Source organism: Streptomyces griseobrunneus (assembly GCF_046713465.1).
GTDB classification, from domain to species: Bacteria; Actinomycetota; Actinomycetes; order Streptomycetales; family Streptomycetaceae; genus Streptomyces; species Streptomyces microflavus.
Window position 1 is genome coordinate 5156573 of sequence record NZ_CP177080.1, and the last position, 12580, is coordinate 5169152.

Annotated in this window: 10 protein-coding genes and 1 pseudogene; 5 read left to right on the forward strand and 6 right to left on the reverse strand. The window is 70.6% G+C overall.

The features are described from left to right. Nucleotides 1-159: 159 nt before the first annotated feature. The 4 genes from ACK8N7_RS23480 to ACK8N7_RS23495 all read right to left on the reverse strand — a co-directional run bounded on the left by ACK8N7_RS23480 (nucleotide 160) and on the right by ACK8N7_RS23495 (nucleotide 3446). Nucleotides 160-822 carry an HAD family hydrolase gene (locus tag ACK8N7_RS23480; RefSeq protein WP_500444042.1) on the reverse strand — a complete coding sequence of 221 codons (663 nt, stop codon included), beginning with the start codon at nucleotides 820-822 and terminating at the stop codon, nucleotides 160-162. Then, nucleotides 819-1844: a DMT family transporter gene (locus ACK8N7_RS23485; protein ID WP_403213194.1), complete on the reverse strand. Its 1026-nt coding sequence runs from the start codon at nucleotides 1842-1844 to the stop codon at nucleotides 819-821. Before ACK8N7_RS23485 ends, ACK8N7_RS23480 begins: the two co-directional genes overlap by 4 nt. After that, complete coding sequence (gene upp / locus ACK8N7_RS23490; protein ID WP_403213418.1) at nucleotides 1841-2485, reverse strand: uracil phosphoribosyltransferase; 645 nt, start codon at nucleotides 2483-2485, stop codon at nucleotides 1841-1843. Before upp ends, ACK8N7_RS23485 begins: the two co-directional genes overlap by 4 nt. A gap of 592 nt (nucleotides 2486-3077) precedes the next feature. After that, nucleotides 3078-3446 (reverse strand): hypothetical protein, encoded by a 369-nt coding sequence (locus ACK8N7_RS23495; protein ID WP_403213416.1) that lies wholly within the window; start codon nucleotides 3444-3446, stop codon nucleotides 3078-3080. Here ACK8N7_RS23495 and ACK8N7_RS23500 point away from each other — a divergent pair. After that, nucleotides 3396-4205 (forward strand): alpha/beta fold hydrolase, encoded by an 810-nt coding sequence (locus ACK8N7_RS23500; protein ID WP_403213414.1) that lies wholly within the window; start codon nucleotides 3396-3398, stop codon nucleotides 4203-4205. The two genes, ACK8N7_RS23495 and ACK8N7_RS23500, sit on opposite strands and share 51 nt — an antisense overlap. Before the next feature lie 51 nt (nucleotides 4206-4256). Then, nucleotides 4257-4818, forward strand: a pseudogene (locus ACK8N7_RS23505) (hypothetical protein). Here the strand turns inward: ACK8N7_RS23505 and ACK8N7_RS23510 are convergent. Beyond that, a complete protein-coding gene (locus tag ACK8N7_RS23510) occupies nucleotides 4809-6014 on the reverse strand; it encodes an alanine--tRNA ligase-related protein (RefSeq protein WP_500444044.1) in 1206 nt (401 codons plus the stop codon). The pseudogene ACK8N7_RS23505 and the gene ACK8N7_RS23510 overlap by 10 nt on opposite strands. Nucleotides 6015-6470: 456 nt before the next feature. Between ACK8N7_RS23510 and ACK8N7_RS23515 the strand changes: the two genes are divergently transcribed. Together ACK8N7_RS23515 and ACK8N7_RS23520 are read left to right on the forward strand one after the other, a co-directional pair. Then, nucleotides 6471-8684, forward strand: a complete 2214-nt coding sequence (locus ACK8N7_RS23515; RefSeq protein ID WP_403213188.1) for a pectate lyase-like domain-containing protein — start codon at nucleotides 6471-6473, stop codon at nucleotides 8682-8684. Nucleotides 8685-8904: 220 nt separating this feature from the next. Then, complete coding sequence (locus ACK8N7_RS23520) at nucleotides 8905-11055, forward strand: discoidin domain-containing protein (RefSeq protein ID WP_500444046.1); 2151 nt, start codon at nucleotides 8905-8907, stop codon at nucleotides 11053-11055. 68 nt (nucleotides 11056-11123) lie between these two features. On the opposite strand, the gene ACK8N7_RS23525 is transcribed toward ACK8N7_RS23520, so the two are convergent. After that, entirely contained in the window at nucleotides 11124-11357 is a 234-nt protein-coding gene (locus tag ACK8N7_RS23525) for a hypothetical protein (RefSeq protein WP_403213184.1), read from the reverse strand. Between the two features lie 342 nt (nucleotides 11358-11699). Here ACK8N7_RS23525 and ACK8N7_RS23530 point away from each other — a divergent pair, with 342 nt between their 5' ends. Continuing rightward, nucleotides 11700-12410 carry a DUF642 domain-containing protein gene (locus ACK8N7_RS23530; protein ID WP_500444048.1) on the forward strand — a complete coding sequence of 237 codons (711 nt, stop codon included), beginning with the start codon at nucleotides 11700-11702 and terminating at the stop codon, nucleotides 12408-12410. Nucleotides 12411-12580 lie beyond the last annotated feature (170 nt).

Sequence of the window (12580 nt, forward strand, 5' to 3'; positions counted from 1 at the left end):
CATGCCCTGCCGCCTGCCGTGCGGCGGCAGGGCGCGGTCCGTTGCGCCGGGACAGGGCAGGCCGGATCGTCGGGCCGGGGGAACTGATGCCCCCGGCCCGGAGACGGAAGCGGGCACCGGACGCGCGCGGTTCAGCGGCGCCGGGGATCCGCGCGCGGTCTATGCGGCGTTGAGGATCTGCTCGACGGCGGCGGGGAAGGTCTGCACGGTCCAGGTGGGCTTCGCCGCCGCCAGCTGGGCGGGCGAGTGGATGCCGTAGGTGACGGCCACGCTCCGCATGCCGGCGTTGTGTGCCATGTAGATGTCGTGCGTGGTGTCACCGACCATGATGGCGCGGTCGGCGGGATGGCCGAGCTCGGCGGCGATGAGCAGGCCTGTCTCCGCAGCGGGCTTCGGCTCCGTCACGGCGTCCGCGCCGACGACCATGGCGAAGTGGCCACGGATCCCTGCCGCAGTCAGCAGTACCTCGGCACTCGCGGTGTGCTTGCTGGTGGCGATCGCGAGGACCAGGCCCGCGTCGCACAGCTCGGCCAGGCCGTCGGCCACTCCGGGGTACAGCAGGGACTGCGCCCGCGGCACGATCTGCTCGCGGTACAGCCGCTGGTAGCGCAGTACGGCCGCCTCGACCGTGGCAGCGGGGGCGGAGGCCCCGATGAGCTGGGCGAACGCCTTCTCCAGTGGCAGCCCGATGGTGCCCCGGATCTCCTCGGCAGAGATGCCGGGGACACCCAGCGAGGTGAGGGTCTCGGCGAAGGTCTCGACGATGGCGTTCGGGGTGTCGACCAGGGTTCCGTCGAGGTCTAGCAGGATCGGGCGCGTCACGGCTGCTCCCTGTCTGTGGTCTGCCGGGGGGAACGGGCAGCCGGACGGGTTCCGGCCTGGGAAGAGGGTGGCGCCGGGTGGGCGGGCCCCGCGGCCGCGGGGCTGTCCGAGCCCTGCTCGGTGACCGGCGGTGGCAGTCCGGGCTCGCGGACCGGCCGGGACTCCCGAGCTGTCGACCGCTGAGCGAGCAGGACCGCAGCCACCACAGCGATCGCGCCTGCGCCCTGCGCGAGCGTCAGACCCTGTTGCAGGAAGAGGTATCCGAGGATGGTGGCGGCGAGCGGGCTGGCGAAGCCGAGAAGCGACACGGTCAGGGCGGGGAGCCGTTCGATACCGCGGAACCACACGGCGTAGGCGAGCAGAGCACCGATGAGGCTGAGGTAGGCGAATCCCGCGAGGTTCGGCCAGGTCAGACGTGCGGGAAGTCCCTCACCCACCAGGGCCACCGGGGCGATCAGCAGACCGCCCACGGCGAGTTGCCATCCGGTGAAGGTGAGCAGCCCGACTCCCGGCGGGCGGCCCCAGCGCTTGGTCAGGACGATGCCCGACGCCATGCACAGCGCGCCGCCGAGACCGGCGGCCACCCCGATCGCGTCAAGTCCCGCCTCCGGTCCCAGGACCAGCATGCCCACGCCGGCCGTTCCGAGCGCGCATGCGCCGACCTGCCAGCCGCGGATCGCCGTGCGCAACAGCAGCGCGGACAGCAGAAGCACGAAGACCGGCTGGATGGAGCCGACCAGAGCGGCGACACCTCCCGGCAGGTGGTACGCGGCGACGAAGAGCAGGTAGAAGAAGACGCCGATGTTCAGGGCTCCCAGCGCCAGGATCCGCCACCACCAGTGGCCCTGCGGGAGCTTCCTCCCCGCCAGGGTGAGGATCAGCCCACCCGGCAGGGCGCGTACCGCGGCGGCGAGGAGCGGGCGGTCCGGCGGAAGGAACTCGGTGGTCACCAGATAGGTGCTGCCCCATACGACCGGGGCCAGGACGGTGAGTGCGGAGTCGAATCCGAGACGCTGCTTCATGAGGTGCCCGCTGGGACCGTGCCGAAGAACCTGTCTCCGAAGTCGCCGATCCCGGGGACCATGAACGCGTTCTCGTTCATTCCGTCCTCGATCGAGGAGGTCACGATCTTCACGTCCGGAGCGGCGAGGCCGACGCGCTCCAGTCCTGCGGGAGAGGCCAGGAAGTTGATCAGAACGACGTTCCCGTCCGGGACTCCGGCCTCGCGCAGCACATCCAGGGCGGCGAGCGCCGACCCCCCGGTGGCCAGCATGGGTTCCATCAGCAGGACATGGCCCGCGCCGATGTCACTGGGGAGGTGTTTGTAGAACAGCTCGGGCTGCTTCGTCCGTTTGTCCCGCTGGATCAGGATCTTTCCGATGCGGATTCCGGGAACCATGTCGCGCAGCTCGGCCTCCATGCTCTCTCCGGCACGGACCACCGAAACCCCGGTGACGCGAGGAGTGAACCCGAGGCCGTGGTAGGTCTCGCCCACCGGTGTGGTGACCTCGCACTTCTCGAAGGGGAGCAGGTCGAGCCCCGCCTCGAGCAGCAGCCGGATAATTCTTCGGGAGTAGACCTCGAAGTCCCTCCCCGACGCGTTCTTGTCGCGTATGACGGTGTGCAGCGCGCGTAACTGGTTGGTCTGCGGCAGCAGTAACACATTTCGGGCAGACATCACGACGACCCCCAATTGCGGATGGAACGGCGAGCTGGTACGCCGCAATACCACACCTGGGGCGCGATGCCATCTCCCCCCAGGTCACATCGGACGCTCCGGAGTCGAATCTTCCGACGCCGAACGGTCCGGAACACTAGGTGGCTGATATGCGCCTGTCAAACATTCGCATGCTGAGATGCCCGGCGAATCCGGGAATGGAGTTTTAAAAGGTTCTTGCATCAACATGCCTGCACGCAGGAGGGTTTGGGATTCTTTCCGTAGGGCAACCTGGCCATGGTGGCGTTGCCTGCCTGCCGCATTCTCCGGAGATGGCCAGTAAGTGAACGTTCGTGTGCCGTATATCGCGGAGTTCGACTCGCGGAGTTCGGTATTTCGGCGATTCCCAGGTTCTCCGGACCGCGTGGAGAATGAACGCCAGCCGTTCGGCGGGCCGGACGGGCGTAAGCCGGTCGTTCTTGACCGCAGCCCCTGCCCGCCGGCATGAGGCCGTTCGCGCTCCGCAACCGTGTGCTGGCAGCCACTTCACGGCCTGGGCGATCGCTGCCGCACAGGCCACCGCGAACGAGCAGGAGGACTACTGGACACGGCGGGTGACGGCCCAGGACGCGGCGGCCACGCCACCCGCGACGGCGAAGACGGCGGGCCAGGCGCCGACCTTCTTGGCGAGCGGGTGCGACCCGGCGAAGGCGGCGACGTACGCGAGGGTCAGCGCGGTGGACGCACGCGGGCCGGCCTGGCGGTTCCACTCGTACGCGGCGAGGTACCCGGCGGCGGCGGGAGCGACCCCGCCGAGCGGACGCTTCTTGGCCCACCGGGCGACGCCGTAACCCCCGCCGAGCCCACTCGACGACGATCGAGGTGGCCGGGCGAGCGCGACGACCGGCCCGTCCGCCTGTTCTGCACCGACAGCGGCGGCGACGGCCCACCGCTGCTCCTGCTGCACGGCCTGGCCGGTCACTGCGGCGAATGGGACGTGCTGGCGGCCCGGTTCACCGCCACGCACCGGGTGGTCGCCTTCGACGCCCGGGGCGGCGGCGCGAGTACGCGACGCCCCAGGGACGTCTCCCGCGCGGCCCATGTACGGGACGTGCTGGCGGTCGCCGACAGGTTCGGGCTCGACGCCGGGCAGCTGACCCTGGTGGGCCAGTCCATGGGCGGAGTCACCGCGCTGCTCACCGCGGCGGCCCACCCGGAGCTCGTCCGCGCCCTGGTCCTGATCGAGGCGGACCCCGACGGCCCCAGCCCGTCGCTGCCGGGGGCCATCGGCGCCTGGCTGGACTCCTGGCCGGTCCCGTTCCCCGGCGCCGGGGCGGCGACCGCGTTCTTCGGCGGGGGAGCGGCGGGCCTCGCCTGGGCGGCCGGTCTGGTCCCCGGCCCCGGTGGCCTGCACCCGCGCGTCGACCGGGACGTCATGGTCGCCACGGTCCAGGAGAACGCCCACCGCGACTACTGGGACGCGTGGGGCGAGGTGCGCTGCCCGGTGCTGGTGCTCCGGGCCGGCAAGGGGCTGCTGAAGCAGCAGGAGGCGGACCGCATGGCCGAGCGTCACGGGGCGACCAGGATCGCCGTGGTCCCGGACGCCGGACACGATGCGCACCTGGACGATCCGGCGGCGGTGTACGGGGAGATGGCGGCGTTCCTGGCGGAGGTGACGGCGGCGGAGTCCGAGGCGGGCGCGGCGGGGGACGGGGCCGGGGCCTGAGTGCCCGGCCTTGCGACAGTAAGGTCCGGACCCATCACACGAGGGGGCCTCATGGCTGTACGTACGACCGTCCGGAACCGCATCCGCAGATCGGCTGCCGCAACGGGCCTCCGCACCAGGGCAGTTGCCGTACTGGCGGCCGCCGCGCTGGTCTCCTGCTCTCAGGGCCGGACCGGTGGTGGCCTCGGCGCCGCCCCTTCCGCGCCGTCCGCCACGGTGTCGCCGTCGGCCGACCCGGCGGACAACGCCGACCAGGCCGAACGGGCGGCCGCGGAGGCGACGGAGGAGCCCACCGCCCCCGCCGAACCGGAGCCCGCAGCCGTACGCGACGCCTTCGCGACCCTCGGCGAGACCTGCACGCCGGGGGCGGGGGGACTGCGCCTACTTCCTCGGCCGGGTCACCCAGGAGCTCACGGAGCTGGACGAGTCGATGCGGGCGGACGGCAAGGGCCCCGGCCACTTCAAGAAGCCGCTCGCCGACCTGAAGGTCCTGTTCGACACGTTGGGCGAGGACCGGTCGACGCCCAGCCTGGAGAAGCACTTCTCCGAGATCGTCGCCACCCGCGACGGCATCAACGCATGGATGCAGGACCCCCCGGACGACTACCGCTGAGGGCGACCGCCGGCACGAGTACCTCGGTCCTCGTGCCGGCGCAGGCTCGTGATCAGGTCGCGCGGCAGCCCGTGGGTGTCGTGGAGATGGTCGAAGTCGTCCTCGGTCAGCGGGCCTTGGAACCGGGGCCGGGCGAGTACCTGCCGGCCGCGCTCCAGGAGCCGGCTGAACCGGTGCTCCTCCTCGCGGAGCATCCGGAGCACGTCGCCCGGGCGGGCGTCCTGCCGGAAGTGGTCAAGGGTGTGCCGGACCAGCTCTTCCGGCAGGTCTTCGATGCTGCGCGAGGGGTCGTCCCGCCAGAGCACGGTGAGTACCCGTCGTACCAGGCGCCGCAGCACATAGCCGCGCCCCGTGCTGGCCGGGCGTACGCCGTCGCCGAGCACCACGACGGCCGAGCGCAGGTGGTCGCAGACCAGACGCAGCGAGGGTTCGTCCAGCGGCCACAGGACCGGTAGGTGGCGGCGCCAGGGGTCGAAGACGTCGCAGGCGAAGACGGACGACCTGCCCTGGAGCAGTGAGGCCAGCCGCTCCAGGCCGAGCCCGGTGTCTACATTGCGCTGGGGAAGAGGGACGAGGGAGCCGTCGCCGAGCCGGCGATGGGTCATCGTCACGTGGTTCCACACCTCCACCCAGCGGTCGTCGCCGGTGGGTGTCGACCGCGGCGGGCCCTCACCGCTCCACAGGAAGATCTCCGAGTCGGGGCCGCAGGGTCCGACAGGTCCGTTGGACCACCAGTTGTCGTCCACGGTGAGTTCGACGGGGACGCCGAGGCCCTGCCACAGCTCGACGGAAGCGGTGTCCGGCCCTGTCCGGCTGTCCCCGGCAAAGGCGGTGGCGTGCAGCAGGCCGGGATCGATGCCCAGGCCCTCGGTGAGCAGCCCGTACCCCCAGTCGAGGCTGAGGGGGCCCTCGTAGTCGCCCAGCGACCACGTGCCGAGCATTTCGAAGACGGTCAGGTGGGTGGCGTCCCCGACCTCGTCCAGGTCCGTGGTGCGCAGACAGCGCTGTACGTTCACGAGCCGCTTGCCCAGCGGATGGGGGCGGCCCTCCAGGTGCGGAGTGAGCGGGTGCATCCCGGAGCTGGTGAAGAGTACGGAGTCGCCGTCGGGCGGCAGCAGGGTCGAGCCGGTGATCCGGCGGTGGCCGCGCTCTTCGTAGTACTCGACGAACGTGCTGATCAGCTGTTCCGTATGCATGGGATGGCTCCTTCGCGTCACAGCGGGGGAGGCACACCGGAGAACGGGACCGTTCGGTCGCCCGGCCGGAGCCAGGGGCTCCACGGCACTGCCGACGGACCGTTTCCGGTCGCCGGGGGGAGGGAACGTCAGGCGGCGGCAACCGGCGAGCTGGTCGCTCGCGCGGTCGCGGTGGTGCTGAGGCCGGTGACGTTCATGCGGGTGACCATAGCGCGGCCCGGCCGACCGCAGCACGCGGATTTACGGTCGGATCGCCTGCCCGGGCCACCGGGCCGGGCCGACGAGGGCGGTGCTGCCCGCGCAGCGGTCTGACCCGACATCAGCTCCTGCACAGGGGGAGCGACTTAATACAAGACGAAAGAAAAGTGACGTCAGGATTCTTGACCGTGACCGGCGCGACGGGCAAGGTTCCGGGAGAGCGCTCTCCCACTCAGTCTTATCTCGAGGAGCCCCCGCATGCCCGCAGTCGGCATATCCCCAGCGGCCCTTGTGCCACGCGGCCCCGGCCGCCGTACCCCAAGACCAGTGACCCGCGGCGTAGTCGCGGCGATGGTCACCGCTCTGGCCGCCACCCTTCTCGCCTTCGTCCCCGCCACGAAGGCCGAGGCCGCACCCGTACTGCTCTCCCAGGGCAAGCCGGTCACCGCGTCCAGCGAGGAGAACTACGGCACCCCGGCCACCGCGGCCGTCGACGGGAACGCCACCACCCGTTGGTCCAGCGCCGCTTCCGACCCGCAGTGGATCCGCGTCGACCTCGGTGCGACCACGCAGCTCAGCCAGGTGGTCCTGGACTGGGAGACGGCCTACGGCAAGGGCTACCGCGTCGAGCTTTCGACCAACGGCTCCGACTGGTCGACCGCCTACCAGACCACCAACGGCGACGGCGGCACGGACACCCTGAACGTCAGCGGTGAAGCCCGCTACGTCCGCGTCTACGGCACCGCCCGTGGCACCGGATACGGCTTCTCGCTCTGGGAGTTCAAGGTCTACGGCGAGTCCGGCGGCACCGGCGGCCCGCAGCTGCCCGGCGGCGGCGACCTCGGTCCGAACGTGCACATCTTCGACCCCTCCACACCCAACATCCAGGCCAAGCTCGACCAGGTCTTCGACCAGCAGGAGGCGTCGCACTTCGGCAACGGGCGGCACCAGTTCCTCTTCAAGCCCGGCACCTACAACAACCTCAACGCCGAGATCGGCTTCTACACCTCGATCTCCGGCCTCGGCCTCAAGCCCGACGACACCACCATCAACGGTGATGTGACCGTCGACGCCGGCTGGTTCAACGGCAACGCGACGCAGAACTTCTGGCGTTCGGCCGAGAACCTGGCGCTGAACCCGGTCAGCGGCACCAACCGCTGGGCCGTCTCCCAGGCCGCCTCCTTCCGCCGCATGCACGTCAAGGGCGGCCTCAACCTGGCCCCGAACGGCTACGGCTGGGCCAGCGGCGGCTACATCGCCGACTCCAAGATCGACGGCCAGGTCGGCAACTACTCGCAGCAGCAGTGGTACACCCGCGAGAGCACGATCGGCGGCTGGTCCAACTCCGTCTGGAACCAGACGTTCTCGGGCGTCGAGGGCGCACCCGCCACCTCGTTCCCCGAGCCCCGCTACACCACGCTCCAGACCACCCCGATCTCCCGCGAGAAGCCGTTCCTCTACCTCGACGGCAACACGTACAAGGTCTTCGTCCCCGCCAAGCGCACCAACGCCCGGGGCGTCTCCTGGAACGGCACCCCGCAGGGCACCTCGATCGACCTGAACCAGTTCTACGTCGTCAAGGCCGGCGCGACCGCGGCCACCATCAACCAGGCGCTGGCCCAGGGCCTCAACCTGCTCTTCACGCCCGGCATTTACCACGTCGACCGGACCATCAACGTCAACCGCGCCAACACGGTCGTCCTCGGCCTCGGTCTCGCGACGATCATCCCCGACGGCGGTGTCACCGCCATGAAGGTCGCCGACGTCGACGGCGTCAAGCTCGCCGGTTTCCTGATCGACGCCGGGACGGTCAACTCCCCGACCCTGCTGGAGGTCGGCCCGCAGAACTCCTCCGCGGACCACGCCGCCAACCCCACCACCGTCCAGGACGTCTACGTCCGGATCGGCGGCGCGGGCGCCGGCAAGGCCACCACCTCCATCGCCGTCCACAGCGACGACGTGATCATCGACCACACCTGGGTGTGGCGGGCCGACCACGGTGAAGGCGTCGGCTGGGAGACCAACCGCGCCGACTACGGGGTCCGGGTGTACGGCGACGACGTGCTCGCCACCGGGCTCTTCGTGGAGCACTTCAACAAGTACGACGTCGAGTGGTACGGCGAGCGCGGCCGCACGATCTTCTACCAGAACGAGAAGGCGTACGACGCACCCAACCAGGCCGCCATCCAGAACGGCGACACCAAGGGCTACGCGGCCTACCGGGTCGACGACTCGGTCAATGTCCACGAGGGCTGGGGGATGGGCAGTTACTGCAACTACAACGTCGATCCGACCATCCGCCAGGACCACGGCTTCAAAGCCCCGGTGAAACCGGGCGTGAAGTTCCACAGCCTGCTCGTGGTGTCGCTCGGCGGAATGGGCCACTACAACCACGTCATCAACAGCACCGGAGCCTCCACGGTCCCGGCCGGCACCTCGACCGTGCCGTCCACTCTGGTCTCCTTCCCCTGATCCGTCCCCCGCGGTGGAACGCCCTGCGGTGGCCCGCAGGGCGGGGGACGACTCCCCGGGCCGGGCCTGACCCCGGCCCGGGGCAGCTCCCCGCGGCACTCCCGTACACCGGCTCACCCACCGGGCCTCCTCCACCTCCCACGGACGGCCGCCGTCCTCCCCGACGGCGGCCGTCCGCGCCCCTCACCCCGTCATCCGCCCCCCCTCCTCAGGAGCCGCCATGCCTTCCCTGCGCAGACCCGCGCTCACCCTGACCCTCGCCGCCCTGCTCGCCTCCTCCCTCACCGTCATCACCGCGCCCACCGAGGCACGGGCCGCCGACCCCCTGATCTCCCAGGGCAAGACCGCCACCGCCTCCTCGCAGGAGGGCGACGGCCTCTCCGCCGCACAGGCCGTCGACGGCAACCTCACCGGTACCCGCTGGGCCAGCCAGTGGTCCGACCCGCAGTGGATCCGGATCGACCTCGGCAAGAAGTCCGACCTGAGCCGGGCCGTGCTGACCTGGGAGGGCGCCTACGGCAGGGCGTACGAGATCCAGGCCAGCGACAACGGCACCGACTGGACCACCCTGAGGAAGGTCACCGACGGCGACGGCGGCACCGACGACCTCGCTCTCACCGGCTCCGGCCGCTATGTCCGGATGCTCGGCACCGCCCGCCCCGGCGGCTACGGCTACTCCCTCTGGGAGTTCCAGGTCTACGGCACCCAGGGCGACACCCCGCCGCCGGCCGGCGGCGCCGTCAAGGTCACCGGCGGCCAGGGCGCGTGGCAGCTCACCGTCGGCGGACAGCCGTACACCGTCAAGGGCCTGACCTGGGGCCCGTCCATGGCGGACGCCCCGAGATACATGCCCGACCTCAAGTCGATGGGCGTCAACACCGTCCGCACCTGGGGCACCGACGCGAGCACCAAGCCGCTCCTCGACGCGGCCGCCGCGAACGGCCTGCGCGTCATGAACGGCTTCTGGCTCCAGCCCGGCGGCGGCCCCGGCAGCGGCGGCTGCGCCAACTACGTCACCGACACCGCGTACAAGACGACCATGCTCACCGAGATCGCCAAGTGGGTCGAGACCTACAAGAACCACCCGGCGACCCTCATGTGGAACGTCGGCAACGAGTCCGTCCTCGGCCTCCAGAACTGCTACAGCGGTACGGAGCTGGAGGCCCAGCGCAACGCGTACACGACCTTCGTCAACGACGCGGCCAAGAAGATCCACTCCATCGACGCCGACCACCCGGTGACCTCCACCGACGCGTGGACGGGCGCCTGGCCGTACTACAAGCGCAACGCCCCCGACCTCGACCTGTACTCGATGAACGCGTACGGCGACATCTGCGGCGTCCGGCAGGACTGGGTGGAGGGCGGCTACACCAAGCCCTACATCATCACCGAGACCGGCCCGGCGGGTGAGTGGGAGGTGCCCGACGACGCCAACGGCGTACCCGACGAGCCGACCGACGTGCAGAAGCGCGACGGCTACACCAAGGCCTGGGACTGCACAACGGGCCACCAGGGCGTGGCCCTGGGCGCGACCCTGTTCCACTACGGCCTGGAGCACGACTTCGGCGGGGTGTGGTTCAACCTGATCCCCGACGGTCTGAAGCGGCTGTCGTACTACTCGGTGAAGAAGGCGTTCACGGGCTCCAACGCCGGTGACAACCTGCCGCCGGTCATCAGCAACATGACGGTGACACCGGCCGGATCGGCCCCGGCGGGCGGGGAGTTCACCGTACGGGCGGACATCCGCGACCCCGAAGGCGACCCGGTCACCAACAAGATATTCCTCAGCGGCAACTACGCCACCGGCGACAAGGCGCTCGTGCCGGCGCAGTTCAGGTCCACGGGCAACGGAACGTTCGCGGTCACCGCTCCCGAGAAGCTCGGCGTGTGGAAGGTCTACATCCAGTCCGAGGACGGGAAGGGCAACGCGGGCATCGAGACGGAGTCGGTCAAGGTCGTCGCCCCGCCGGTGAACGGCACCAACGTGGCGCTCGGCAAGCGCACCACGGCCTCCAGCTCGCAGGCCTCGTACGGCGACTGCCCCTGCCCGCCGGAGCGCGCCACGGACGGGCGGACCGACACCCGCTGGGCCAGCGACTGGAGCGACCCGCAGTGGATAGCGGTCGACCTCGGTGCGCGGACGCCCCTCCGCACCCTGCAGCTGGTGTGGGACCCGGCCTACGCCAAGTCGTACGAGGTCCAGGTCTCGGACGACGGCAACGCCTGGCGCACCGTCCACACCACGACGACCGGCAACGGTGACATCGACACCATCGCCCTGACCGAGACGGCCCGCCACGTGCGGCTCCAGCTCACCGCCCGCGGCACGGGCTGGGGCTACTCGCTGCACGAGTTCGGCATCTACAGCTGATCGGAGCCATTCAGTGGGGGCCGTTCCGACGTGGAGCGGCCCCCACCGCATGCGGCCCGTCGGCGGCGCTAGGCAGGGGGGAGGGCCCGTACCTGCCCTTCGTCACCGAAGCGGCCGAACGCGGAGAACGCACGCTCCTCCCGCTGGGCAGCGGCGATGCGCAGACTGCTCCAGTCCAGCACCCGCCGTGCCGTGTCCTGGGTCTCCCGGGCGGCGGTGCGGGCCTCGGCCCGGACGTCCCCACGCTCCTGGACAAGGAGGTCGTAGATCGGCGTTCCCGTTGATATCGCTGAAGTACTCACGACAGGTCCTCCTGCCCGTTCTTCACCGTTTCACCGGCTGTCGCGTGCCGACAGGGTTGAAGCGCACTCACACTTTTCGCGCCCCGGCGTGAGCTCCCTCCGGCCAGGAGCGCTGCAACGGGATGAAGGTGCGGCATCGCTGCAGCTCGAAGCGGTGGGCTTCCAGAGGCGTACGCCACCGCTCACGCGCCCCGGTACCCGCCGGGCATCGGCTCCTGCCCCTGCGGTGCGGGGCCAAGGACCGCAGGGTCCTCTTGGCGGCGTTCGGCCCGGACCGCACACTCCGAGAGGGTTCTCGCACAGGGCCCCGCCGCGAGGCGTCGTACGAACCGGAAGGCCCTGATGCGTACACCGCGCCTGCCCATACCCTCCGCGTCGTCGGTAGCCACTCTGCCAGCCGCAGCTCTCCTGCTCTGCGCCACAGCCACAGCCACTGCCTCGGCCACTGCCAGTGCCCCGGCTTCGGCTTCGGCCTCGGCCTCGGCTTCGGCTTCGGCGGCGGCGCCGGGTGCGGACGACGCGGCCGCGAAGACGTTCCCCACCGGTCTGCTGTCCGGCGGTTTCGAGAACCCGGTCGTCCCGCCCCCGACTCTGTTCACCGTCCACACCGCCGGGCAGACACTCGCCCCCTGGACGGTCGGTGGCGACAGTGTCGACCTGGTCTCCGACCGGCTCTGGGACGCTGCCGGCGGCCACCAGTCCGTCGACCTGAGCGGCAACGCGCCGGGCAGCGTCTCGCAGACGGTCGCCACCCTGCCGCTGACCTCGTACATCGTCCGATTCAAACTGGCGGGCAACGTCGCGCAGCCGCCGGCTGTGAAGAAGGGGGAGTTCAGGGTCAACGGCGCGGTCGTGCGGACCTTCAGCTTCGACGGCACGGGCCGCGGGCTCCGCGACATGGGTTACGTGCAGCAGACCGCGGTCTTCACCACGCTCCTCCACACGTCCGCGACGCTGACCTTCGCCAGTACCACGCCCGGCTACGCGGGCCCGGTCATCGATGACGTCGTGGTCCAGAGCTGTCTCCTGGTCATCTGCCCGCCCACCGGCTGACCGTGCCTCTGTGTCCGGATCGCCCCGGCTCGGCTCAACCAGGCGTCGGCGTAGACGGCCATCCCATCCCGCTGGTAGTCGGCCGGCCCTAAGGGGTGACGCAGCGGCAACCGCGACCGCAACCGCCAGCGGGGCCGGGCCGGGTCGGGTCGGATCGCGGCAGGGAGAGG